Annotated in this window: 20 protein-coding genes and 1 tRNA gene; 9 read left to right on the forward strand and 12 right to left on the reverse strand. The window is 55.5% G+C overall.

The features are described from left to right. Positions 1 to 116 precede the first annotated feature (116 nt). The 4 genes from HEQ72_RS02925 to glmU form a co-directional block, all read right to left on the reverse strand. Positions 117 to 1,418: a DUF4910 domain-containing protein gene (locus tag HEQ72_RS02925; protein ID WP_168018538.1), complete on the reverse strand. Its 1,302-nt coding sequence runs from the start codon at positions 1,416 to 1,418 to the stop codon at positions 117 to 119. Positions 1,419 to 1,529: 111 nt separating this feature from the next. Continuing rightward, positions 1,530 to 1,973 (reverse strand): AAC(3) family N-acetyltransferase, encoded by a 444-nt coding sequence (locus HEQ72_RS02930; RefSeq protein ID WP_322099466.1) that lies wholly within the window; start codon positions 1,971 to 1,973, stop codon positions 1,530 to 1,532. Positions 1,974 to 2,192: 219 nt separating this feature from the next. Next, on the reverse strand, positions 2,193 to 4,016 hold the full coding sequence (glmS, locus tag HEQ72_RS02935) for a glutamine--fructose-6-phosphate transaminase (isomerizing) (RefSeq protein WP_168018535.1): 1,824 nt from the start codon (positions 4,014 to 4,016) through the stop codon (positions 2,193 to 2,195). A 14-nt stretch (positions 4,017 to 4,030) separates the two neighbouring features. Further along, positions 4,031 to 5,395 (reverse strand): bifunctional UDP-N-acetylglucosamine diphosphorylase/glucosamine-1-phosphate N-acetyltransferase GlmU, encoded by a 1,365-nt coding sequence (gene glmU, locus HEQ72_RS02940; protein WP_168022484.1) that lies wholly within the window; start codon positions 5,393 to 5,395, stop codon positions 4,031 to 4,033. Between the two features lie 267 nt (positions 5,396 to 5,662). Here glmU and HEQ72_RS02945 point away from each other — a divergent pair. Further along, positions 5,663 to 5,737: transfer RNA gene (locus tag HEQ72_RS02945), tRNA-Val, on the forward strand. Positions 5,738 to 5,854: 117 nt separating this feature from the next. On the opposite strand, the gene HEQ72_RS02950 is transcribed toward HEQ72_RS02945, so the two are convergent. Both HEQ72_RS02950 and HEQ72_RS02955 read right to left on the reverse strand, forming a co-directional pair. Next, a complete protein-coding gene (locus HEQ72_RS02950) occupies positions 5,855 to 6,346 on the reverse strand; it encodes a c-type cytochrome (RefSeq protein ID WP_168018533.1) in 492 nt (163 codons plus the stop codon). Positions 6,347 to 6,572: 226 nt separating this feature from the next. Continuing rightward, a complete protein-coding gene (locus HEQ72_RS02955) occupies positions 6,573 to 6,971 on the reverse strand; it encodes an acyl-CoA thioesterase (RefSeq protein ID WP_066136744.1) in 399 nt (132 codons plus the stop codon). A gap of 206 nt (positions 6,972 to 7,177) precedes the next feature. Between HEQ72_RS02955 and parE the strand changes: the two genes are divergently transcribed. Further along, positions 7,178 to 9,163, forward strand: coding sequence for a DNA topoisomerase IV subunit B (parE, locus tag HEQ72_RS02960; protein ID WP_168022517.1), 1,986 nt, complete (start codon positions 7,178 to 7,180; stop codon positions 9,161 to 9,163). 175 nt (positions 9,164 to 9,338) lie between these two features. Here parE and otnI read toward each other — a convergent pair whose 3' ends face one another. Further along, positions 9,339 to 10,130: a 2-oxo-tetronate isomerase gene (otnI, locus tag HEQ72_RS02965; RefSeq protein ID WP_168022485.1), complete on the reverse strand. Its 792-nt coding sequence runs from the start codon at positions 10,128 to 10,130 to the stop codon at positions 9,339 to 9,341. Positions 10,131 to 10,250: 120 nt separating this feature from the next. On the opposite strand from otnI, the gene hemN reads away from it, so the two are divergent. Further along, on the forward strand, positions 10,251 to 11,600 hold the full coding sequence (hemN, locus tag HEQ72_RS02970; protein WP_168022486.1) for an oxygen-independent coproporphyrinogen III oxidase: 1,350 nt from the start codon (positions 10,251 to 10,253) through the stop codon (positions 11,598 to 11,600). A gap of 141 nt (positions 11,601 to 11,741) precedes the next feature. After that, entirely contained in the window at positions 11,742 to 13,616 is a 1,875-nt protein-coding gene (locus tag HEQ72_RS02975; RefSeq protein ID WP_322099467.1) for a PAS domain-containing protein, read from the forward strand. On the opposite strand, the gene HEQ72_RS02980 is transcribed toward HEQ72_RS02975, so the two are convergent. Both HEQ72_RS02980 and HEQ72_RS02985 read right to left on the reverse strand, forming a co-directional pair. Then, positions 13,574 to 14,329, reverse strand: a complete 756-nt coding sequence (locus HEQ72_RS02980) for an SDR family oxidoreductase (protein ID WP_168018527.1) — start codon at positions 14,327 to 14,329, stop codon at positions 13,574 to 13,576. The two genes, HEQ72_RS02975 and HEQ72_RS02980, sit on opposite strands and share 43 nt — an antisense overlap. Continuing rightward, a complete protein-coding gene (locus HEQ72_RS02985; protein ID WP_322099464.1) occupies positions 14,326 to 15,408 on the reverse strand; it encodes a mitochondrial fission ELM1 family protein in 1,083 nt (360 codons plus the stop codon). Before HEQ72_RS02985 ends, HEQ72_RS02980 begins: the two co-directional genes overlap by 4 nt. Before the next feature lie 384 nt (positions 15,409 to 15,792). Between HEQ72_RS02985 and HEQ72_RS02990 the strand changes: the two genes are divergently transcribed. The 3 genes from HEQ72_RS02990 to HEQ72_RS03000 all read left to right on the forward strand — a co-directional run bounded on the left by HEQ72_RS02990 (position 15,793) and on the right by HEQ72_RS03000 (position 19,256). Further along, a complete protein-coding gene (locus HEQ72_RS02990) occupies positions 15,793 to 16,479 on the forward strand; it encodes an orotate phosphoribosyltransferase (RefSeq protein ID WP_168022489.1) in 687 nt (228 codons plus the stop codon). Between the two features lie 143 nt (positions 16,480 to 16,622). Continuing rightward, on the forward strand, positions 16,623 to 18,194 hold the full coding sequence (gene rmuC, locus HEQ72_RS02995) for a DNA recombination protein RmuC (RefSeq protein ID WP_168018524.1): 1,572 nt from the start codon (positions 16,623 to 16,625) through the stop codon (positions 18,192 to 18,194). A gap of 195 nt (positions 18,195 to 18,389) precedes the next feature. Next, positions 18,390 to 19,256: an LOG family protein gene (locus HEQ72_RS03000; RefSeq protein WP_322099468.1), complete on the forward strand. Its 867-nt coding sequence runs from the start codon at positions 18,390 to 18,392 to the stop codon at positions 19,254 to 19,256. 25 nt (positions 19,257 to 19,281) lie between these two features. On the opposite strand, the gene HEQ72_RS03005 is transcribed toward HEQ72_RS03000, so the two are convergent. Then, a complete protein-coding gene (locus tag HEQ72_RS03005) occupies positions 19,282 to 20,058 on the reverse strand; it encodes an MOSC domain-containing protein (RefSeq protein WP_168022491.1) in 777 nt (258 codons plus the stop codon). 198 nt (positions 20,059 to 20,256) lie between these two features. Here HEQ72_RS03005 and clpB point away from each other — a divergent pair, with 198 nt between their 5' ends. After that, positions 20,257 to 22,878: an ATP-dependent chaperone ClpB gene (gene clpB, locus HEQ72_RS03010; RefSeq protein ID WP_168018522.1), complete on the forward strand. Its 2,622-nt coding sequence runs from the start codon at positions 20,257 to 20,259 to the stop codon at positions 22,876 to 22,878. Between the two features lie 47 nt (positions 22,879 to 22,925). On the opposite strand, the gene bla is transcribed toward clpB, so the two are convergent. After that, positions 22,926 to 23,819 (reverse strand): class A beta-lactamase, encoded by an 894-nt coding sequence (bla, locus tag HEQ72_RS03015; RefSeq protein WP_168019182.1) that lies wholly within the window; start codon positions 23,817 to 23,819, stop codon positions 22,926 to 22,928. Between the two features lie 141 nt (positions 23,820 to 23,960). Next, a complete protein-coding gene (locus HEQ72_RS03020) occupies positions 23,961 to 24,854 on the reverse strand; it encodes an MBL fold metallo-hydrolase (RefSeq protein WP_168018521.1) in 894 nt (297 codons plus the stop codon). A 430-nt stretch (positions 24,855 to 25,284) separates the two neighbouring features. Here HEQ72_RS03020 and HEQ72_RS03025 point away from each other — a divergent pair, with 430 nt between their 5' ends. After that, entirely contained in the window at positions 25,285 to 26,133 is an 849-nt protein-coding gene (locus tag HEQ72_RS03025) for a M15 family metallopeptidase (protein ID WP_168022492.1), read from the forward strand. Positions 26,134 to 26,139 lie beyond the last annotated feature (6 nt).

Raw genomic sequence — 26,139 nt, forward strand, 5'->3', positions numbered from 1 at the left:
GAATCACCCGCCTGCCCTGCAAAGTCAACCCATGCCCCCAACGACAAAGACAAAATGACACGGCGTGGGGAAATCAGGAGCGGGCGGGATCACTGCGCCGGAAGAAGGGTAAGAACTCAAACCTGCAAGGGTAGCGGGCCATCCATAACATCAAGAAGACCATGACCAGACAGCTTGTCAACAAGCGGATACAGGTCCCATATTGGCACCCTGCACAGATCTGCAATTTCAAGCAGGGATCGTGTGCCATCGGACCAGGTAATCAGATCCATCATCAAGCGCACCTCCAGGCCACTCGACTTCGTTGATAACGTCGGATACAGCCCCCTCTTTCCCAACTGCGGCTCACAGAGTACCTTGACCTTGGGGTAACAATTCCGCTCGATAGCCTCAATAGCCCGCAAAAGGGCATTGTATCCGCCCTCAAGTCCTTCGGGGGTGACGACGTGATCCAGATCATCCAGCGACGTATGGTACTCGTCATACTCCGCGTATTTTGTCCTCATAATCGAGGCCACAGGCAAATCCACGCCAGGGGCGCAATACTGCCTCTCGTCACTCCCCCTGTCACTCCATGTATAAACTTTGTATTCAGGGCATATATGCTTCAGAACATGCTTCGCAACACGATCGCTGATGGTGTCTCCATGGCGTGACGGAAGATAGGAATAGGTACGGTCATCACCAACGCATGTCACATTGAAACCAGCAAAAACCCTGGACTTCAAACTGTCGAGATTCCGGCTGACATAACAAATGGATCCTATTGTTTCCGGTATGAAAACAATACGGTAACTGAATGCGTTCTGCTCCCTCTCTTTCAACCACTTCGCAATATACGTCGTAACGGTTGGACCGGAGAGTTCATTGTTTGCCATTGAAGGATGACAAACGTACGTTGACAACAACACTTCTTCCTTGGAGCGACCTTTCAGTAACACTTCCCCGTATGTCAGGGATCCATCAAAAAGTTCTGTGTCAATAACAACCTCATACTCACCATCAACAAGAGTATCACGCAGGATCTGCGGCAAACAAAACCCCCAATGTTCCGTGTAGTACGACGTAATATAAGGTATGGCCGTTGGCTGCTCTGGAAGGGAGTATAAATGCTTCTGCAGGTCCTCAAGACTGATCTTCTGCTTTATCGGGATACTGTATCCGACAAGGTGCAGATTGTTTGAGCTGAAGTCGCAAAGCTTCTTACCACTCGGGTCTATAATATAAGCCTTCCGGACCCTCCACTCTTTTGGAATCGTCCAGTCAAAGACCCGTGTCCCGCTTGGAACCTCATGGATCTCAAGATCCGGAAGAATGCCCTTGATTATTCGCAGCGTCTCTCTGACGCCTTCCCCTGTAAGGCTCCGATTAATACCCCAAAGCCGCCGTGCAAACTGGTGAATATGCTGACCTGTCAAGGCGAATTCTCCAAAGAGTACAGCATCCCCAGTGCTTTCCCTTGCTCGATAGCTTGCCCGACAAGATCAAACATGGCCTTGCTTCTCACCACACGAAGACCTGACCCTACCCTAGGCATGTCGCCCTTGTACAAGCCTTTCTCCCATATACGACATGCGTTCGCACACCGCGCTCCAGATCTCTGACATACAGCCTGTAGGACTTGCTTTCCGTGACGCCATTCCAATCTGGGTATGGAGCTTGAAAAACCGGTAATCAACTTTTTTGACTTCTTCAACGTGATGATAGAACATCATGCAATCTTGGTCATCCACATCAAGGGCCGCTATCTTTCTATCCATCCTCTTCAGAAGACCAAAAGGCGATTCCTCTGAATAGCCGCTTTCGTTATCGATGTTCTCAAATTCTTTTGAGCGATATCCAATCACTGCAAACGAATAAATGGGATGCCCGGTCCTGACTGCTTCGGCATGCACGCGCCCCGCTTCCGCCAAGGCGCCTATTTTTGACGGGGTATGCCTGATGTCAAAGGGAATCCCGGACGTAAAAACAATGGCAGCAGAAGTGTCCCTCTTGCCCCAACCGCATCAAGAAAGCTTTGCAGGATATCCCCCGGATCAACCGCAAAACCTGCACGCCGGAAGTCTGCAAGCGTGCGCCTGATGCTGCCATGAACCAAGATGGTATCCACCGGCTCCACGGCAACCCGCGCATTTTTTTTCCACGCCCACCATGCGAGCAGTCCCAAGCCACCAACACCAACGGAAAGAATACTATTCCACCGTTACGCTTTTGGCCAGATTGCGCGGCTGATCCACATCCGTACCCTTCAGAACAGCAACATGATAGGCCAAAAGCTGAACAGGCAGTGCGTAAAGGATAGGGGCTACAAAGGGGTCAACCTCGGGCAAAATGACAGCATGAACAGCACTGTCCCGCATACGGGCAACGCCACGTGCATCCGAGAACACAATAACACGCCCACCCCGCGCAACCGTCTCCTGAACATTGGATATGGTCTTGTCCAGCAGCTCATCGCCGGGGGCAATGACCACAACAGGCACCTTGTCATCGATCAGGGCAATCGGGCCGTGCTTCATTTCTCCCGCAGCATACCCCTCGGCATGAATGTAACTGATTTCCTTGAGCTTCAAGGCCCCTTCCAGAGCAATGGGATAGCTGGAGCCACGCCCAAGATACAAGACGTCACGGGCTTGCATGACATCTTCGGCAATACGGCGAATATGCTCGTCATGATTAAGAATTTCTGCCACACGTGCCGGCACCTCACCCAGTGCATGGGCCAACTGCATTTCTCTTTCGGCCGTTACAGCACCACGGGCGCGCGCCAACGCCAGAACAAGGCAGGCAAGAACCGTCAACTGCGTTGTAAAGGCCTTGGTCGATGCAACCCCGATTTCAGGCCCAGCCAATGTATGCAGGATGGCATCACTTTCCCTGGCCATTGTGCTCTCGGTCACATTGACCAAGGACACAATCTTCTGACCATGAGCCTTGCAGTACCGCAAGGCTGCCAAGGTATCGGCGGTTTCACCGGACTGCGAAATGAAAAGAGCCAATCCGCCGGGCTGCAACACCGGATTCCGGTACCGGAACTCACTGGCAACATCAATATCAACCGGAATACGGGCGATTTGCTCAAGCCAGTACCGGGCAACCAGTCCCGCATAAAATGACGTACCACACGCCACAATCGTAATGCGGCTGACTGAAGCCAGATCAAAAGGAAGATCGGGCAAGGTAACCGTACGGGTCAACGGATTGACCAAGGCCCGCAGACTGTCACCGATCACCTGGGGCTGCTCGAAAATCTCCTTGGCCATATAATGGCGGTGTCCCCCCTTGCCAACCGCCGCACTGGACAGGGCGCTGACATGAACCGGCCGCTCGACCTTCAAGCCTTCTGTATTGCGGATCTCGACCCCGCTGCGGCTGAGGATAGCCCAGTCCCCCTCCTCCAGATAGCTGAGACGGTTGGTCACGTGCACAAGGGCCAAGGCATCCGATCCGACAAACATTTCCCCCTGCCCATACCCAACGGCAAGCGGGCTGCCACGCCGGGCCGCTATCATAAGATCCGGCTGTCCGGCAAAGATAACAGCCAGGGCAAACGCCCCTTCCAGCCGCAGGAGAGCCTTGTGCGTTGCCTCAACGGGGTCAGCACCCGGCTGCCAATACGAGCTGATCAGATGAACAATGGTTTCTGTATCCGTATCACTGCGGAACACACAGCCTGCCGCCTCCAGCTCGGCCCGCAGGGTACTGTAATTCTCGATAATGCCATTATGCACCACCGCAACCCGACCATCGGAATGCGGGTGGGCATTGCGTTCAACCGGCACACCATGCGTAGCCCAACGGGTATGCCCGATACCAACGCTTCCGGACAGGGGGGCCAAGGCAAGTCGGGCTTCAAGATTGACCAGCTTCCCTTCAGCACGGCAACGGGCAATTTCGCTGCCAACCAGCGTTGCGATACCGGCACTGTCATAGCCGCGATATTCAAGACGCTTCAGTCCTCCCACCAGAAGGGGAGCTGCATCCTGTTCACCAATGACACCAATAATCCCGCACATGCTCTTGCTTCCTGTCAGCCGCGTGTTGCTTCTTCTTTTTTGCTTTTATGAAAATGGATCCCCCATTGCTCCACATTCTTCTGCTCTGCCCGCTCCAAGGCCAGTGCCCCAGCGGGAACATCACGGGTCAGCACAGATCCGGCACCGGTCACAGCCCCGTCCCCAACCGTGACCGGAGCCACCAGAGACGTATTGGATCCAATCAGAACCCCCGCACCGATGTCCGTACGGTGCTTCTTGTACCCGTCGTAATTACAGGTAATGGTCCCCGCTCCGATATTCGACCGGGTTCCGACAGAAGCATCGCCGATATAAGACAGGTGGTTGACCTTGACACCATCGGCAAGCATCGCATTCTTGATTTCCACAAAGTTACCGACATGCGCTTCGGCCCCTATATCCGCACCGGGACGAAGCCGGGCATACGGTCCAAGAACAGCACCCTCGGCAACCCGGCATCCCTCAAGATGGCAGAAGCCCTTTATCTCGACGTTGTCAGCCACCGAGACACCCGGACCAAAGATGGTAAAGGGCCACACGACCACATCCTGCCCCAACCGAGTATCCCAGCTGAATGTAACGGTATCCGGGTCAATCAGGGTCACACCGGACTCCATCATGTGCTGCCGCATGCGCCTTTGGGCAATAGCCTCGCAGGCAGACAACTCCGCCCGTGAATTGACACCCAGAAACTCTTCCTCAGGGCCTTCCACAACAACACAGGTACGACCATCCGCACGAGCCAAGGCAACGATATCGGTCAGATAATACTCTCCCTTGGCATTGGCATTTCCCACCTGCTCCAACCAGCGCCAAAGACAGGCACCATCAACGGCCATCACGCCCGAGTTACACAGGCGCAGACGTTGCTGTGCCTCGTCAGCATCCTTGGCTTCCACAATCCGCTCAAGACCGGACGGCCCCATGACCAAACGACCATAACCACCGGGATCAGCCGCCTGGAAACCAAGCACGGCAACCCCGGCATTACTGTCCCGACGGGCCTGGACAAGGCGACGGATTGTATCAGCCTGAAGAAGCGGCGTATCGCCATAAAGCACAACAACCGTATCCGGCACACGGCCGTTCCCAGACATTACGGAACGCGCCTGCAGAACAGCATGGGCTGTTCCCAGACGATCCCTTTGTATCGCTGTCGGGACAGGACCAAGCAAATCAGAAACGGCCCCACCCTCTGGCCCAATCACCGCCACCAGCCGTTCAATGCCGGCACAGCGCGCCGCATCAGCAACATGAGCAACCATTGGGCGCCCCAGCACAGGATGCAATACCTTCGGACGGGTTGACTTCATACGGGTGCCGAGACCTGCAGCCAGGATAATGGCAACAGAATCAGGGACGTCTTGGGTAACAGTCATGCAGGGTCCCCCTGAAGCCGGAAGGAAAAGAACAACGGCAAAGGCCCGAAAAAGCCTAACGCCTTAAGACAAAGCACCCTGCCATACCAGATACCGCTATCCAAAATCAAAGAATGTTACACTGTATTATGGATACAGCCTGCCATCTTGCTGACCAAAGACACCTTTTCGGAATACAGCCTTGACGAATGGGGGCACACAGCTTATAAAGCCGGCCTCCCGCATGCACTGGCCTTTTAATGGGCGGTAATACAAGGGAAAAGTACCGGGCGATTAGCTCAGCGGTAGAGCACACCCTTCACACGGGTGGGGTCGCAAGTTCGATCCTTGCATCGCCCACCATCAAGGCTCCTAGGTCATACCTGCGGGGCCTTGTTTGCATGTGGGGCAAAATACCGGCAGCCAACCCATCAGACACCAGCCAAAGGCCCCCGCACACACGACGGAGGCACCCGGATATCAGCGCAGGGTCTCAAGATAGGCGATAATATCGCGACGCTGCTGCTCGCTTTTGACCCCGGCATAGGACATCTTGTTACCGGGTATGAAGTCCTTGGGATTTGTCAGCCACTTGCCCAGATTCCCGGCATCCCACCGTCCACCATGACCGGCGACAGCATCCGAGTACTTGAAACCCTCGGCATGCGCAATTTTAGCCCCGACAATTCCAAACAGGTTGGGACCGACCTTGTTGGCCCCTCCCTGATCAAACGTATGGCAGGCCGCACAGACCTTCACTGCCTTCTTCCCCAAGGCCGCATCCCCGGGCCGCAGCTCAGCAGAAGCCGATCCTGACTGGGTTGCGGCCTTACGGAACGTCATGGCCCCGGCAACGCGAGGCGCTTCATCCGGTGCAGCAGCCGAATAGACCAACCCACCGAACACTTTCGCCCCGACGACGGCAACAAGGGCAAGCCCGACGGCTGCTCCCAGCTTGTAAACGGTCTTCATACCACTCTCTCCAACGGCTCTACTTTCTGCGGCCTCCAACCCCTTCCCCGGGGCAGGACCAGCGACACGCTCCTCTGACTTCTGGAATTACACAGAATCCAGAGCCCTGTGCCAGAACAATCTTTTCTGTACCGCCGTGTAGCATAGTTTGTGGCGACCGGCGCATCGCAAACAGGCAAGTCCTCCACCCTTTTTGACACACCATACCGGACGCTACAAACCCGCTCTATCCTTGATCAAGAGGCCGGGCCTTGCGATCATCACCCAAGGCAACAAACGTAAAGGTTCCCTCGGTAACCTTTTCCTCAACTCCCGTATAACGGCGCCGGACCCATGCCTCCACCCGCACCCCGACCGAGGTACGCCCCCTTTTTATCTCCCAGCAGTAACAGTTGAGTTCGTCACCCACCATCATGGGCTTATGGAAGACAAACCCATCCACAGCGATTGTAACAACACGCCCTCCGGCAACCAGACGGGCATAGGACGCGCCGGCCAGATCCATCTGCGACATCAGCCAGCCACCAAAAATGTCACCATCGGGATTCGTATCCGCAGGCATGGCGATCGTACGCAGGTACAGGGATCCATCGGAATGGGGGTTTGCTTCGCTGGCTTTTCTCATGGTCCGCCTGTCCTCTGACGCAATGGCAAGCACCCGGATTGTGACTTTCGGAACCCCTGAAGGCAATCAGCTATTTCCGTCTGTGACAGGATATAGTAACCCTGTCCCCTTGGGCAGGCATGGCTCTTCGGCCGCCTGCCATCTCCGGGGCGGCCCCGTACCGGAGATGTATGCCACCGTACATCACACAAAACCGCGCGAGTGCCATGTCAGACCTGTTTCAGTTTCTTGCCCCGAAGTCACAGGAATATACCGCCAAGGACATTGAAGTCCTGGAAGGTCTGGAACCCGTACGCAAACGCCCGGGCATGTACATCGGTGGTACTGATGAGAAAGCCATGCATCACCTGGCAGCAGAGGTGCTGGACAATGCCATGGACGAAGCCGTGGCAGGACACGCCACCTTCATCGACCTGGAACTGGCAGCCGATGGTTTTGTGACAATCCGCGACAATGGCCGCGGCATCCCCGTGGATCCCCATCCGAAGTATCGGGACAAGTCGGCACTGGAAGTCATTCTGACCACGCTGCACTCCGGCGGAAAATTCGGGGGCGATGCCTACAAGGTCTCGGGGGGGTTGCACGGGGTGGGAAGCTCCGTCGTCAATGCCCTGTCCGAACTGATGATTGTCGAGGTTGCCCGGGATAAGAAACTGTGGCGGCAAAGCTATGTGCGCGGCACCCCCCAAGGGCCGCTGGAACTGGCCGGCACGGTGTCAAACCGTCGCGGTACCTTGGTACGGTTCCGCCCGGACCCGGATATTTTTGGTATCCGTGCCCGGTTCAGACCGGCAACCCTGTACCGGATGGCCCGCTCCAAGGCTTATTTGTTCCGGGGTGTCAAAATTCGCTGGTCCTGTGATCCGGTGCTCCTGGACGGGTCGGACTCTGTCCCCGCATCAGAGGAACTACACTTCCCCAACGGGTTGGAGGATTTCCTCGCCACGACCCTCCGGGGACGGGCCACCATATCGGGCCTGTATGCCGGCAGCGCATCACTGGCTGATGATATGGGCAGTGTGGAATGGGCCCTGTGCTGGCCGGAAGATCAAGAAGGCTTCTTTTCTTCCTATGTCAACACCGTCCCAACCCCCGAAGGTGGCACACACGAACAGGGACTGCGCAATGCCGTCACCAAGGGGCTGAAAGCCTATGCTGAGCTGACCGGGAACCGGAAAGGCTCCACGCTAACAGCAGAAGACGCGCTGGGCGGAAGCTGCGTCATGCTGTCCGTATTCATTCGGGAGCCCCAGTTTCAAGGGCAAACCAAAGAAAAGCTGTCATCGAGCGAGGCAACCCGCTTGGTCGAACAGGCTGTCCGTGACCTGTTCGACCACTGGCTGGCCGGGGCACCGGCTGCCGCCAATGTTCTTCTTGAACACGTTCTGAACCGCCAGGAAGAACGCCTGCGGCGGAAGCAAAGCCGTGAAATGTCACGCAAATCCGCCACCAAGAAACTGCGCCTGCCCGGCAAACTTGCCGATTGCTCACGCTCTGTCGCAGAAGGCACCGAACTCTTTATCGTCGAAGGGGACTCTGCCGGCGGATCGGCCAAGCAGGCCCGCAACCGGGAAACACAGGCCATTTTGCCGCTGCGTGGCAAGATCCTGAACGTCGCCTCGGCCAGCGCCGAGAAACTGCGCGCCAACCAGGAACTGCAGGATCTGGTGGAAGCCTTGGGCTGTGGCCCCGGCAACCGGTACGATTTAGAAAAACTGCGCTACGGCAAGGTCATCATCATGACGGACGCTGACGTGGACGGGGCCCATATCGCAAGCCTCCTTATGACATTCTTTTACCGTGAAATGCCGTGCTTGATCGAAGATGGCAGGCTGTATCTGGCCATGCCGCCCCTGTATCGCCTGACCCAAGGCGGGAAAAGTATCTATGCACGGGATGATGCACACCGGGACCAGATCATGTCCAAGCACTTCAAGGGCAAGGGGAAAGTAGATATCAGCCGGTTCAAGGGACTGGGTGAAATGCCCCCCGCCCAGTTGAAGGAAACCACGATGAACCCGGCAACCCGGACCTTGCTTCAGGTTGTCTTGCCCGGCAAGAAAACCGAGGAAGAGCTGGAAGACAGCCGGGCAACAGCCAGCTTGGTGGAACAGCTGATGGGGCGCAAACCCGAACTGCGGTTCCAGTTCATTCAGGCCCACGCCCGTTTTGCCCGTGAACTGGACATATAAGGGGCATGACGCCCTCATAAAACCGCTCTTTCGCCACAATCTGTTCAGATACAGTTCATGGACACACAGGCATTATACCCCCTGTGCCTCTCCTGTTATTGTTGTAGCACTCACTTTTTGCGCACCCAACTCAGCGGGGCTCCGGGTTTTCCGGCGCCCCGTTTTTTTAGACTGCTCACACCCCTTGGGGCCGCAACCAGTCCGAAGCCCAGCGCAGACCGTCAAGCGTTGTCCCCCTGGGCTTGTATTCGCACCCGATCCATCCGTCATATCCGGCCCCGTCCAGAAGGTCGAACATATAGCGAAAATTGATCTCTCCCAGCATATCAGGCTCATTCCGCCCCGGAACGCCCGCAACCTGAATATGCGCAATCCGGCTCATATTGCCCTCAATAAAATCGGTCAGGGCACCCTGCGTCATCTGGGCATGGTAAACATCGTACAGCATGTAAAGATTACGATGCCCCGTTTGCTCCAGAACCAAAGCGGCATCATCCGGACGCGACAGGAAGTAGCCGGGCACAGTCTGCCGGGAGATCGGTTCAATCAGACACCGCAGCCCCTCAGCTTCCAGCTGACTGGCCGCATAGTCGATATTGGCCATATAGACATCCAGCGCTTCCTCCCAGTCTTCTTCCGGAACAACGCCGGCCATAACATGAACACAGGAACACCCAAGATGTCGGGCATAGTGGGCGGCAAGCTCCAGATCCGACCGGAAGTCATCCTGACGGCCGGGCACGGCAGCAAGGCCACGCTCTCCGGCAGCCCAGTCACCCGGGGGGGCATTGAACGCGACAATCTTCATCCCGGCGGCAACGGCCTTGTCGGCCACCTCCTCGGCGGGGTAGAGATAGGGAAACGCAAATTCACACCCCTTGAACCCTGCCTGGGCCGCAGCGGAAAAACGGTCGAGAAAAGGCTGTTCTGTAAAGAGAACAGAAAGATTGGCAGCAAAACGTGGCATGGAACCTCCGGAACAAACGGCGCTACACTATGCGCTTGCAGGCAAGGGGGGAAGCACGTTTTAACAGGCGGCAAGGCTTCCCCGACCGGAACGGGGCCGTTGTACAGATGAGGAAAGCTGATGAACCACGATCTGCTGAACAAATACAATCTGCGGCTTCCGCGTTACACCAGCTATCCAACTGCCCCGCATTTCTCGGCGGCCGTAACCCCGGATCTCTACCGGACATGGCTGGAAACACTGGATCCCGAAACACCGGTATCCCTGTATCTGCACGTGGTTTACTGTGCTGAAATGTGCTGGTTCTGCGGATGTCATACCAAAATCACCAAGCGGTATGCACCCATTGCAGAGTACTTGGAAACCCTGCTGCAGGAAATTGACCTTGTGGCCAATGCCCTTCCGGCACGTTTCACGGCCAAGCATATCCACTTTGGGGGGGGCAGTCCCACCATCCTGTCGGCACCTGACTTCACGCGGCTGATGCAACGCCTCAAGAACTGTTTCTCGTTTTCCCCTGATGCAGAAACAGCCGTCGAGCTGGATCCACGTACAGCCGATGAAGCCTACATCCAGGCCATGGCAGCAGCCGGTGTAAACCGGGCATCTGTTGGTGTGCAGGATTTCAATCACAAGGTACAGGAAACCGTTAACCGGATTCAGCCTTTCGAACTGGTTGCCTCGGTATTCAAGTGGCTGCGCAGGCACGGCATTGACCGGATCAACATGGACCTGATGTATGGACTACCCTACCAGACCACCGCCAGCATTCTGGATACGGTGGACCGGGCTGTCAGTCTGGGGCCACAGCGTATTTCACTGTTCGGCTATGCCCATGTTCCCTGGATGCGCAAGCACCAGACCTTGTTGCCCGAAGACTGCCTGCCCGGGTTCCGGGAACGATGGGAGCAGTACGAAGCCGCCACAGAACGCCTGCATCAGTACGGCTACGTCAGTATCGGACTGGACCACTTTGCCCTTGCCAACGACACGATGGCCATAGCCCAGACCGAAAAGCGGCTGAACCGGAATTTCCAGGGGTACACAACGGATACAGCACCTGTTCTTCTGGGCATGGGCGCATCGGGCATTGGGTCCCTGCCCCAAGGATACGTTGCCAACGAGGGGGAAGTGCACGCCTGGAGACGCATGATCTCCGGTGGTATCCTGCCAATTCGTCGCGGCATTGCCATATCCGATGAAGACCGCATGCGGCGCATGGTTATTGAACGGCTGATGTGTGATCTGGAGGTTGACCTTGGTGAGATAGCCTCAGCTTTCGGGCGTGAGCATGACTATTTCACCCCTGAACTGAACGGAATGCAGGACCTGGAGAAAGACAACCTGGTTATCCGGCACGGATACATGCTGCGCATGACAGAAGAGGGAAGGCCGCTGGTCCGGGTCGCCGCAGCACGTTTTGACCAATATCTGAAACAAGGCGAACTCAAGCACTCCAAGGCCATATAACGCTTCACGGTCAGCATTGGGCGGACCAGGCACATCATCCCCTTGGTCTTCTGGACAGAAGGCTGGATTCGCCAGTATCCTCATGGCAGGACATGCGCAGCAAATCTGCTCTGCTCCCACGAACAGGAGATCTCCGGCTTGGTGGATGAAGGTCAGATTGACAAGGCCAGACCTGCGCAGGAGGATCTGTATGCCTCCATGCAAGAGCTTGTGCTGCCACCCCGGGAACCGACACAAGACACGGAGCTTGGGAGTATAACAGGGTATGTAATTACCCTCGGCCTAAGCTTTCTTGTCACCATGGCAACGCTCCTGACGGTTTATCTTTCTGACACACGTCAGGAAAGCCGTTTCGTAACCGGACAAAGCCTTGAAAACAGTGCCCGTGAAGCAGAGCTGGCTATGACGCGATTTGTAGGCCATATGGAACGCGCTGCGGTTGCGGTGGAGTATGGAACCCCGGCTCCGGGGACAGCCCCACCCGGCACAGAATATAGCCCTCTCCTGCAACGAATCATGAAGCGGGAGGCTTCTCTTGTCAGCGTCGTTGTCAGCGACAGGGCGGGCCTTATCCACCACGCCTCCTTGCCCCAGATGGTCGGCACACAGTTTGAATACAGTGAAATGGCCATGGATGAACTGCGCAGTGACCGTTCGCGGCGAGCTGTGCTGGTTGGTCCCGTACGGAGTTCACTGGGCCGCATGGTCGTCATGTACGTTCATGCCCTGCACACGCCGGACCGCTCCATTCGCGGCATGGTTATCCTGACGTTTCCAACCCATGCCTTCACAACCTTGCTGGCTCCGCTGCGCCCTGACCATCCCAGCGGCAAACTGACCCTTCTTGACTCTGGCTTGACAATCCTGGCCCAACTGCCGGACCGGGATGCCGATGCCGTCGGATCATCCAAGGCTGACTTCACCCAGCTCGCACAGTTTGCAGCATCAGACAAGCTTGAAGCGCTTCTGGAAACCACGGGAAGCTCCGGGGGCCAGGACTCATTGATGATAGCAGCCCATAAAACATCCGTACTCGACCTGACCATTCTGGTTGAAATGTCTGAAAGCGATGGTCTGGCATCGTGGCGCCTCAGAGCCCTCAGCTTGTCTTTCCTGTTTTCTACTGTTGGGATCATGCTCACCGTTCTGGTTATTTTTATTCTCAGGCGGTCCTTGGCGTGGAGACAACAGAACAAAGAGATGGGACGGAACATACAAGTCTTTCTCAAGGCAGAAGAGATCGGGGATCTGGGCAGCTGGGCAGCCATGGAGGACGGCACAATCAAATGGTCTGATACGGCCTGCCGTATTCTCGGCTACAGGGAGGGGAACACAGGCCCCCTGGAAATGGCAGTGGGATCTCATGGTACAGAAACAGAAATGCTTGCTGAGGCCATCTCTGCCGCACGCCGTGGTGCCCCCTTGGATCTCGTGTACCGGTCCCACAATGGATCCAGGGAACTGTGGCTTCATATCAAGGCGGAACTTGGCTTTAATGAGCAAGGCAAGCCGGTCAACGGAACCGGCATCATCCAAGACGTCACCTGGATCCGTTCTTCTGAAGAAAAAGCACGGGCAACTGCACATCGTTTCCGCGAAATTCTGGAAAATCTGCCTGTCCCCGTATGGTGGAGCAGCCATGAGAAAGGTCGGAAACACTTCAATCATGCCTGGACAGTGCTGACGGGCATGCGCCCTGATCCGCTTAACCCGGATGAATGGATGGCAGCTATACACCCGGAAGACCGTCGCACAACACGATCACTGCTTCAGATCGCCTTCGAGAAACACGAACCCTCATCCATTCGCTTCAGGCTTCGTAATGTAGACGGTTCTTATATCCTGATGGCCTGCTCTCTCACCCCGTTCAGCGCAGAGGAGGGAGACGAGAAAGAACGGCGGGGCATTATCGCGGTATGCATGGAGGATCGTAAGGTGCAGCAGAAAGAACTGTCCGCTGCACCGTCCATCCCTCAAAAACAGGAAATAAAACCTCCGTCGACAAAAAGCACATGACCTGTCACATAGCTCGATGACGGAGAAGACAGAAAAACAGCCGCACCGGTCACTTCATCCGGACGCCCCCACCGCCCCACGGCTGTACGACCGGCAAGCCACGTAGCAACATCCGGATCTGAAGACATTTCCCGGTTCGTTTCTGTGGCAAAAAAACCGGGTGCCAAGGCGTTGACAGTAATGCCCTGATGCCCCCACTCCATCGCAAGAGCACGGGTCATCCCGGTCAAGGCCGCCTTGGAAGCCGTGTAAACCGCATCACCGCGTCTGGCAACATGGGCTGCAACGGACGTAACGTTGATAATGCGGCCAAACCCGCGCTCTGCCATCCCCGGAGCAACCAGACGTGCCAACGAAAAGGGGGCAATCAGATTTGCCGTCAACATAGTCTCAACATCTTGGTCGGTAAAAGCTTCGACCGGGCGACGGTCACGCATTCCGACAGCGTTGACAAGGATATCAAGCCGACCACTTTCCCGGAATACGGACTGAACAGCCCTGTCACGCTCGCCCTTGTCTTCAACCGCAAACACAAGCGGTCGACTTCCCGGAACGCGGTCACACGCAACCTGCAAGGCGGCGCGGTCACGTCCCCCCATCCAGACAACAGCACCAACAGACGCAAGTCCAACAGCAATCTCAAGGCCCAGACCACGGGATGCCCCCGTGACAAGGGCAACCCGACCTGTCAGGTCAAACAAAGGCAATGTCACTGACCGTCACCCTCTTCGCCGAGGAGGGCAAGACGAACCATGCGCGCAATATCAACGGCAGCATTCAGGGGCGGATGGACCCAGGTCGAAAACGTATCTTTCATCGGTTCAGCAATACCAAGTGCATAAAGGTTCCGGTGCAGCCGGGCATGCTTGCGCGATACCAGACCGGTGGGGGCATAAATAAAAACAGGTGCCGGGCTGGCACAGGCTTCCGAGACCATGCTGACCGAATCTCCGGTTACAACAATGGCATCGGCCAGAGCAAGATAGCCAAAATAGGGATTCTCATCCCGACTACCCCAGCGAAACGAATGACCAGGTGCCGGAAGGGCCGCAAAAAGGGCATCCGTGGCATCGCGCCCGGTTCTTCGTGACGTGGTTACAACAAGTGACCCACCCGCACTGGCAACCATGGACGAAACATGCTTGCCCAGGTCTGTCGCCATCTTTGGTGTAAAGGCTTTTCGGCGCGTTGCCCCCCCGACGATCAGAGCCACCACCGGCCCCCGCAAATGCCGCAGGCGATCACGCCAGCGCGCACCCTCGACAGCAAGTCGCCCTTCCGTTACCCGGTGGGGAGCACCGGTAATCCTCATCACATTGGCATACTGGCCAAAAAGGTTATCGTGTGTCGGCACGGCAACCAGATCAAAGTCGGAAATACCGGGCATGCCGGGCCACATAATCTGGCAGAGGAAACACGGCTTTCCCGCACGTCGCTTGATCCAGCGCGCAACAGGCGCCGTACGACGCCCGGCAGCAATAACCAGATCAGGTGCCTGGTCCGGCGTCAGGGTTGTTTCCAACAGAACACGACTTTCATTGCTGATGCCAAGCAACGATGCCCCGCGCAACAGATTGGGCATGTGACCAAGAGCTGTATAGTGTATCGGGCGAACCTCAAAGGGCCAGCCAAGAGCTTCGGCAACGCCAGTTGCCTGGCTGACATTCCCAGCCCGGTCATCGGTCAACACCCAGACGACAGGATCCACAGGATCCACCAGCCTTGCCCCCTGTTTATGAGGAAACGACGGAGCCGCCGCAAAAGGTGCCCTGCCCACGCGACCGGAAGACACACGCCCCCCTGTATGGGAACTTCGTGACGAACCCGATGCGCTTCCCCGCGATTTTTGCGGCGGAACTTTCATTTTGCCCAGCCCTGAAAGAATGGCACAAACATACCATCACACGAAACACGGCATACGTTGCGAAACTATATGACATAAAGTGTACAAAAAGAATACTCCGTAACCAGCCTCTTGCTACATATAACGTCTGCTCTGACACGAAGTTCAGATTCGCGACACATCCACCTTGGTACCGACACGGACAGACGGATGAGTCCTGCCTCACACCGGAACAAAGACCAGATCGCGTAAGCGGAAGGTTTTGAATTGTTTGATACTACCAAAAGCTTTACAACGTCCGTGCCTTTCCGTCTTCAAGCACAAGGAACAGCTATGGATGCCATCCGCACCCCGGACAGCCTGTCCACAGCCTCAACTGTTTCCCGGATTTTACTGGATATCGGGGCCGTTCACTTCCGCCCAGACGAGCCTTATACCCTGACATCGGGCTGGGCAAGCCCGGTCTATATTGACTGCCGCAAGATTATTGCCTTTCCGCGGGCCAGACAAAAAATCATCAGCTTGGCGGTAGAGCATGTGGAGCACAGAATCGGCTTCGACAGGCTGGACACGGTTGCCGGGGGAGAAACAGCGGGTATCCCCTATGCTGCTTGGCTGGCTGACCGCCTGAATCTGCCCATGCAGTACGTCCGGAAAAAGCCGAAAGGCTTTGGACGCATGGCCCGGATTGAAGGAGACCTGAAAGAGGGGCAACGGGTTCTTCTGGTGGAAGATCTGGCGACAGATGGTGGATCAAAGATTCACTTTGCCCAAGCCCTGCGCGAGGCGGGTGCACAGTGCCGCCATGCACTGGTTATCTTTTTTTATGGCATTTTCCCCGGGGCCTTGGACCACTTGTCGCGGGAAGATCTGGAGCTACATTATCTGTGTACATGGCACGATGTACTGCAAACAGCCCTGAAGACCAACAGCATCACCCACAACGATGCTGTGGAGGTCCAGAACTTTCTTGATGATCCCAAGGGCTGGTCAGCCGCCAACAAGGGGCGTGCAGCCTGAAAGAGCACGGTGGGCCATGCCGGCGTGTACGGCCCACTTCCTGATTATTCACTTTTTGTTCTCTTTATCACCTTGATTCCTTTGTCCTGATATTCCACTGTAGGCGAGTATAGTGCCCTTCCACTCTCCTGGAATCTTTGGATATGCCTTCCCTGTTGCTGGATGTTTTTCTTGTTACCTTGAGCCTTGGCTGCGCCGCACTGGCCGGCATCCTGTGGCGCAACGGCGCCAGAATACGGGAAACACTGTCTGTCACCGAAAACGAACGCGAACGCCTGTCCGTAGCCTGGCATGAGTCCGAGTGCACCCGTGCCGTGCTTCAGGAACGCATATCGCACCTGGTTGATCTGGAAGACGAACTCAGGCAACAACATGCCCTGCGAAGACATCTGGAGCAGGAACTGGGCTCACTCCGTGAAACAGCAGGGCGGCTTGAAACCGTTAACCAGGAACAGAAAGATCGCCTTGGCGTAGCGGAACGAATAAGCGCACAGATGACGACGAAGCTTGAGCATCTGGAACGCGAACGTGCCGACCTGCAATCCAGACTGGCCGTTGTCACCGAAACACTGGAACAAGAACGTCGGCAGGCAAACGAAAGACTGGCCTTGCTCAAGGATGCCCGCGACCAGATGGGCAAGGAGTTCAGGGTTCTGGCCGAAGGCGTCATAACCCAGCATAGCACAACCTTTACCCGCCAGAACCGGGAACAGATAGAAGCCATCCTGGCCCCCATGCGCCAGAAGCTTTCAGAATTCCAGCAGGGACTGCAAAGTGCCCACGTTGAAAGCAGCAAGGACCGCGCAGCACTGGCCGAGCAAATTCGTACCCTGACAGAAACCGGGGCACGAATGAGTAATGAAACCCATAATCTGACACAGGCGTTGAAGGGCAAAAGCAAAACCCAAGGCGCGTGGGGGGAAATGGTCCTGACCTCTATCCTGGAACGATCCGGCCTGAGAGAAGGCGAGGAATACCAGAGTCAGGAAACCTTCACGACCGAGGATGGCAAACGGTTGCGGCCTGATGTTGTTGTCTACCTGCCAGGCGGGCAAAAGGTCATTGTCGACAGCAAGGTATCCCTGACCGCTTTTGAAGCCTGCATTAATGCGGAAACCGATGCTGAACGTACCGCCCAGGCCAAGGCTCACGTGACATCCCTGCGCAATCACATTCGCGACCTTTCGGGCAAGACCTATCAGAACTTGCCCGGCATCCAGCTGGATTACGTCATCTTGTTTGTTCCCATAGAGGGGGCGCTGGCCCTGGCGCTGCAGGAAGACCCGGAACTGACGGCCTGTGCGGCAGAAGCCAACATTGCCATTGCAACACCAACAACCCTGATGATTGCCCTGCGTACCATTGCTGCCGTATGGAAGGTGGAGCGACGCAACAGCAATGCAGAGGAAATCGCAGCCTTGGCCGGTAAAATGTACGACAAGCTCACCGGCTTTGTCGAAGACATGCAGATGATCGGCACACGTCTGAACCAAACCCACAAAAGCTATGATGCCGCCATGAACAAACTTTCATCCGGACACGGGAACCTGCTGCGGCAAGCACAGCGGGTCTATGAGCTGGGTGGAAAAGCATCAAAGAAACTGCCTCCGGAGCTTGTTTCCGAAGATACGCCAGCTCCGTCACAGCCCGCATTGCCACCTGCCCGCGCCGAGACCACCCCACAGAGACAGCATACCTTGACAACGGGGATGTAAACCGGATCGGCATGCGCGACACTATTCTTGGCTTGGTGGCTAAGTGCGCCGAAAACGGTTGCAGTCTGCCGCGTTCAATTATCTGATGAATGGAAAATGCTCCTGCATGCTTGTTGTGGAGATTGTTCCTTGTCATCTGATTCACACGACCGTCCCTACTCCCCGTTTGCCAGTTCGGCTGAAGACCGGCGCACAATCGACGAGGAAATCGCCAGGGACTCCACGCCGCAAAACAGCTCCCCCAGTTATCGCTTGGCTTTTACGGACCTGGACTTCCTGACCACGCGCGACCTGCGCCCCGTTCGGCTGCAACTGGAGCTGCTCAAGCCCGAAGTCTTGCTGCAAGAAGAAGGCATTATTTCAACCGTGGTTGTTTTCGGCAGCGCACGGATCCATGAGCCCAAGGTCGCACAAGCCGCCTTGCAGCAAGCTGAAAAGGCAGCCTCGGCCAATCCCGACGATGCAACAGCCAAACGCAATCTGGCCATTGCAAAACGCTTGGCTGAAACCAGTCGCTACTACGATATTGCACGTACGTTTGCCCGCCTGGTGTCAGAAGCAGGAAGTCAACCCAGCCACCGCCGCTATGTTGTATGTACAGGCGGGGGCCCTGGCATCATGGAAGCGGCCAACCGGGGGGCTGACGATATTGGTGCTGACAGCGTTGGCTTGTCTATTGTTCTGCCGCATGAACAGGCACCGAACAGCTACATCACACCCAAGCTCTCGTTCAACTTCCACTATTTTGCCATCCGCAAAATGCACTTCCTGATCAGGGCCGAGGCGCTTGCCTGCTTCCCCGGTGGATTCGGAACCATGGACGAGCTGTTCGAGGGACTAACCCTGATTCAGACCCACAAAATCCAGAAGATTCCTGTTCTTCTTTTTGGAGAAGCCTGGTGGCGACGGGTGGTGAATTTCGAGGCCATGGTCGAGGAAGGCACAATATCACCCGAAGATCTGGACATATTCCGCTTCGTCGAAACGGCAGAAGAAGGATGGAAAGCGATTGAAGACTTCTACAGCCGCCATCCCAGGCCCAATGGCTGGGGCGGCGGATAGGCAGAGCGCAATACAGCCTCCTGTCTCAGGTTACAGAAGACACCGGCGCTGAAACCTTGCAGCCGACCTCCATTACCCCGCCTGTCACAACCTGGGCCAAAACACCGAAATAACTGTGCCCGAACCCGCGCTGCAGAGACCGCACCAGATTCAGGTCCACAAGACCCTGTACAGGATCCACGTTGGCAGATGGCCGACATTCCGCAGGCTGAACGAAACGCAGGCGCAGCCCTTTCCCTACAACGATTTCACGTCCGATCATGGACAGCTCAACCCAAGCCGGCAACCCTGCCAGTATCAGGTTGGGACGAAAACGGCGGGCATCAAGGGAATGGCCGGCAACACGCTCCAGATCCATCAGGCTGCTTTCCGAGACAACCGTCAGCAGCGTCCCACCAGCCAAACCGGACAGCTCATCACCCAGATCGACAAGACCAACATCAGGTTGACCGGGGTCATGAAGAAAGGCGGAGAAAAAGTCCGATATCCTGGCGCGACCAACAACGGTCGACAAATCAGCCCAAGCCACCTGCCGGCCATCACGCTCAATCGTCAGTGTCGAAGCTCCGTCAATCCAGCGCGTTGTGAGAAGGGCCAAGCGCGGCGTATTGGCCAAGGTTACAAACTGATTCTCGGTCAGACGTACGCCCGGCAGGGAAACGGCCAACGTCCCACCACGGACAATGGCATAACGACGATCGCCGGATATTCCTTCGCCTGGCCGCAACAAAACCCGCCGCAACGGATCGGCGCTCAATCCCTTGACCGGATACCGGCATATGTGCGCTACAGTCGCCTTCATATGACAATTCTCCTTTTATTTGCGCGAATTGTCAATTCGTCACAATTATAAGATGCTTCCTTCTGATCCCCCTTGCGGACAACTGTTTTTACTCCCTATGTTTTTCCTGTGTCGCCGTACATCGGGGCACACGTCATTGTTCGGCTGAGCATTCACATTGGCTGAACCGTTACCGTCGCTCATCACGAGGACAAAGACATGGATTTTGAACACTTTACCGATCGATCAAAGGGATTCATACAGGCCGCACAAACCATAGCTCTCCGGGAAAATCACCAGCAGGTTGTCCCTGAACATGTGCTGAAGGCTCTTCTTGACGACCGCGAAGGGCTGGCCTCGAACCTGATGGACAAGGCTGGCGCCGATGCCGCAAAGGCTCGGGCCGGGGTTGACAGCGCTGTTGCAAAGCTGCCCCGGGTACAGGGTGCCTCGCAGATGTTTTATGCCCAGGATCTCTCACGCATCCTGGTCACCGCACAAGAACTGGCTGAAAAGGCGGGAGACAGCTTTGTCACCGCAGAATACCTTCTTCTGGCCATGGTCGCACGCACCGGTACCACCGTGTGTGACATTCTGACCCAGTCCGGCCTGACCAGCGAAAAGCTGGTAGCGGCCATACGGGAGCTTCGCAAAGGGCGGGTTGCAGACTCCGCATCGGCAGAACAGCAGTACGATGCCCTGAAGAAGTATGCCCGTGATCTGACCGAAGCAGCCCGGAACGGAAAGCTCGACCCTGTTATCGGACGCGATGAGGAAATTCGACGCGCCATTCAGGTTTTATCACGGCGCACAAAAAACAACCCGGTGCTGATTGGCGAACCCGGTGTTGGAAAAACGGCGGTTGTCGAAGGACTGGCCCTGCGGATTATCAACGGGGATATCCCGGAATCCCTGGCCGGAAAAAGCCTGATGTCCCTGGACATGGGATCCCTGATTGCCGGAGCCAAATTTCGGGGCGAATTCGAGGAACGGCTGAAAGCCGTACTGAACGAGGTCACGGCAGCAGAAGGCGGCATTATCCTGTTCATTGATGAAATGCATACCTTGGTCGGGGCAGGCAAAACAGACGGCGCCATGGATGCTGCCAACCTGATCAAGCCCGCCCTTGCACGGGGGGAACTGCACTGTATCGGGGCAACAACCCTGGATGAATACCGCAAGCACGTTGAAAAGGATGCCGCCCTTGCACGCCGTTTCCAGCCTGTTTTTGTCGATGAACCAAACGTAGAGGACACCGTATCGATCTTGCGGGGTATCCGCGAGAAATATGAACTGCACCACGGTGTCCGCATTTCAGACTCGGCACTGGTCTCTGCCGCCACGTTGTCACACCGCTATATCACCGACCGTTTCCTTCCCGACAAGGCCATTGATCTTGTGGATGAAGCAGCAAGCCGGTTGCGGATGGAAGTCGATTCAAAACCGGAAGATCTGGATGAGCTGGATCGCCGTATCGTGCAGCTGAAAATAGAGCGGGAGGCCCTGAAACGGGAGACAGACAACGCATCCCGCGACCGTCTGGTAAAGCTGGAACGGGAGCTGGCCGAGCTGGAAGAAAAATCAGCTGAGCTGACCGCGCGCTGGAAAGCTGAAAAGGACACACTGGCCGGGGCAACCCGCCTGAAAGAACAACTAGACCAGGCCCGGATGGAGCTGGAACAGGCCTTGCGCGAAAGCCGCTATGAACGGGCCGGGGAACTACAGTATGCGGTTATCCCCGCCCTGCAAGCCCGGCTACAGGAAGCAGAGCACCGCGAAGACGGTAAAAACAGCATGGTCAATGAAACCGTCACCACCCAGCATATTGCCGGCGTTGTATCGCGCTGGACAGGTATCCCTGTCGATAAAATGCTGGAAGGTGAACGCGAAAAGCTGCTGCGCATGGAATCCATGCTGGGACAACGTGTCATCGGACAACACGAGGCACTGGTCGCCGTATCCAGTGCCATTCGCCGGGCCAGGGCCGGGCTAGGAGATCCGAACCGCCCGATGGGTTCTTTCCTGTTCCTGGGGCCAACCGGGGTCGGAAAAACAGAACTGACAAAGGCCTTGGCCAGCTTCCTGTTTGATGATGACAACGCCATGGTTCGTATCGATATGAGCGAATTTATGGAAAAGCACGCAGTATCCCGCTTGATCGGCGCACCGCCGGGTTATGTTGGATATGAGGAAGGTGGAGTGCTGTCCGAAGCCGTGCGACGACGCCCCTATCAGGTTATCTTGTTCGACGAGGTGGAAAAAGCTCACCCCGATGTTTTCAACGTCCTGCTGCAAGTCCTGGATGACGGACGCTTGACCGACGGACAAGGCCATACGGTTGACTTCCGCAATACGCTGATTATCCTGACCTCCAACCTGGGCGCCGATATTCTGGCCGCCCAACCGGATGGCCAGGATTCAGAAGCCGTACGCCCGCAGGTCATGGATGTGGTACGGGCCGCGTTCCGTCCGGAGTTCCTGAACCGGCTGGACGAGGTCCTGTTGTTCCATCGGCTGGGCCGGGGTCATATGACCGGTATTGTATCCATCCAGATTGACCGGTTACGCAAACGTCTGAGCGATCGTCAGATAGAGCTGAGTGTCAATGCAGAGGCCATGACATGGTTGGCCGAGCATGGCTATGATCCTGTTTATGGGGCCCGTCCCCTGAAACGGGTGATCCAGAAGCAACTGGAAAACCCACTGGCCACACTGTTGCTCGAAGGCAGAATCCGCGATGGAGACACCGTGGCTGTAACCGTCAGCGACGGTCATCTGATGCTGAACGACCACACGGTTGCGACAGAGCAACCAGCGAACCCATCCTCGACTGTACACTGAACAACGGCGGTACGGAGCCTTGAGGCTCCGTACCGCCCTGTCTCGCGCTATGCCAACCCGTCAACAATGATGCGGGTAGCCTGGGCCACGATGTCATCACGCCAGACAGCCTCACGATAATGCTGGGTCGTATAAATAGACGCGATCACAGGCTTCCTGCCGGGAGGCCACAGCACACCAATCGCATTGGCCGTTCCATAAGACCCACTGCCTGTTCTGTCCCCGACCATCCAGCCTTCAGGAACACCGGCTCGTATGCGGGATGCTCCCGTTGTGTTGCCTTTCAACCAGTCCTGCAATACGGCACGATGCATATCTGACAACACATCACCAAACAAAAGGCGGTCCAGGCTTCGGGCTATAGCTACCGGTGTTGAGGTATCACGGAGATCACCGGGAATAGCTGTATTCAGGTCCGTCTCCCAGCGGTCCAGACGAAAATCCGTATCCCCTGCCTGACGCATAAAGGTGGTAACCGCATCAGGCCCGCCCAGAATCCGCATCAGAAGATTGGCCGCCGTGTTGTCGCTGTACTGGATGGCTGCGGCACACATATCCCGCACACGCATTCCGGAATGCACATGCTGCTGGGTCACTGGAGAATAAGAGACAAGCTCTTCCAGAGGATAAGATATCACCCGGTCCAGAAGCCCGTGATCCGATGTGCTACGGTGCAGAATTGCCGCAGCCAGAAATGCCTTGAATGTACTGCAAACCGGGAAACGCTCTTCGGATCGCCATGCGAGGGAAGCCCCACTGCCCGTGTCAAAGGCAAAAACCCCCAAGCGCCCGTCGAACGTTCCTTCCAGATCTGACAGACGCTGTACCGCATCAGCAGATGAGTGTTGTGCAGCCATTCCGTAAACCGGAGACAATGCAACAACAGAAAACAAGGACACCGTCTTGAGAAAAGAACGACGACTGTACACAGCAGCCTGCATCATATGGCCTCCAGCATGGCAACCCGTCAAAGGAACGCGATATTAGACGGACCACATGGAAGTTCCACTCTTTTCAACGGCATAAAGAAAATGGAGGGGCAATGCGCCCCTCCACGAAAGAATACAGCATTCATCAAAGGCTTAATGCGCAGGCCACTTCATTTCGCCCTTGATCACCTTTGCACTTAATTCCAGGGAATCTGCATGCGCAAGCTTTGGATACCGCTTGCGCATGGCCGCAATCAATTCACCGGAATTTGATGCCAAGGCGGCCTCAACCTCAAACGCTCTAAGGTAGATGCGTGTAAAGTCTATAGCACCAACATCAAAGGGCATCTTGCCATGGGCATCAGGCAGGAAATGACCCGGAATAACCTTTTTCGGATGCATTTCCTTGAAATGCTCCAACATCTTCAACCAGTCCTGGCGTGACTGGAATGTCTGCGTATCAGCAACCCAGACATGGAGGTTGGCAACAATCGGAACCCCACCCAGAATCGTCTGCATGGACGGTATCCATAAAACCGTGCGGTCAGGGCTTGGACCATCCAGCCCGATAATCTTGATCGTTTCGCCTTCCAAGGTCAGGGTGTTGCCCGACAGCGGACGTGGGACAATAACCTCTTTCGGGGCATTTTGCTTCAGGATCGGCCCCCAATAGGCCACCTTCCCGTCTTTATTGGCCTTGATGGCAGCCACCGTCTGGGGCGTAGCAACAATTTCTGCGTCAGGAAACGCTGCATGCAGGACATCAAGACCAAAGTAATAGTCCGGGTCATTATGGCTGACATAAATTGTCTTCAGCTTTCTGCCGCTGGCCTTGATCTTGTGCACAAGGGCCTGTGCGTCATTACGCTGGAACTGGGCATCAACCAGAATGGCTTCATGCTTTCCCATAACAATCGTTGATGTAACAGGAAAAATGCTCTTCTCACCCGGATTATAAACGTCAAGCTGAAGCGGGGACGCCACCGCCGAGATCGTAAAGAAAGCAGAGGCCACCATCACGGCAGCCGCAAGGGGACGAAATGACATTGTTCTGCTCCTGCTTGGGGGAACGACGGAAAACGCTAACACTTCACAACCATTTTGGCAAAAACAGGGACAGTTTACATAATCAAGCAAAATCCGGGCTTTCGTTCCGGGGCAGCCAGATACACCGGCAGACTCGAAAGAGCATATGTGACCCTGAAGACATAAACATATGCATGTTACGGCTCATCTTGGCTGAAACGGTCCTGAAAAGAGCACGTCACTTACTCCATGACAGCCAACAAAATATCAGGCTCATGTCTGCTATCCAGACACTATAGTGACAGAGTATTCTTGCTCCTCTGGCGGGGACATACGTGTGAATAGAACTGTCATCACGTCATTGAAAAGAAGAAGGCAATCTCCCCGAGCAGGAATATCAGAACATGTTTCAACCAAAGTTCCATGCGCAAAACCAAGGAGTTCTACATATATGAATACAATAATACGCATAGCCCTGTTTTCTGCCTTTACATCTCTTTTCATGGCACCAGGAAGAATGGCTACAGCAAACATTACTCCTGTTGATGAGGCCCAATGTCAGAACATGAAAGATCATGGCACAATGCCTGATACAAATCCTGACACACCGGATAAAGACAAGCCTCCCGTTGGATGTGATCGGCTGCGCAATGTTCATTTCCAATATATTGATTTCAAAGGAAATAAACACGAAGGCACACTTGTTGTTCTTGACGTTATTTCTGAAAGCACACAGTCTATATTTGACCATTTATATGCCATGCGCTTTCCTATCGCTCAGGCAATGCCCATGGAGCACTTCGACGGCGATGATGATCGCGCTATGGAAGCCAATAATACTTCCGCCTTTAACGGTCGAAGAATTGCTGGTTCCACAAGCTGGTCAAAGCATGCCTATGGCGCGGCAATTGACCTGAATCCACTGCAAAATCCTGTCCTGTACCCAAGCACGAATGGAACAATTGCCGTCAAGCCCCTTGCAGCAACAGGAACCTATATAAACCGTCTGGATGCAAGACCTGGGAAAGCTGTTCGCCCCGGCATGGCAGAACAAGTTATCGATTTATTTGCCCAGCATGGATTTATTCGTTGGGGAGGGTACTGGGATAGCCCAATGGATATGCAACATTTTGAAGTCGGGACTGTTAATTCTGTAAAAACCTTGGCTTCCAAGCCCCTTGAGCAAGGAAAGATCATCTTTGAAAAGTATATAGAAGACTACAAAAAGTGTATCTGCGAAAAGAAAGGCGAGGACAAGGCACGAGACCGCGCGGAATGCGTAGAGCAATTATCAAATTAATATAAA

The organism is Haematospirillum sp. 15-248 (genome assembly GCF_012102665.1).
Taxonomy (GTDB): domain Bacteria; phylum Pseudomonadota; class Alphaproteobacteria; order Rhodospirillales; family Rhodospirillaceae; genus Haematospirillum.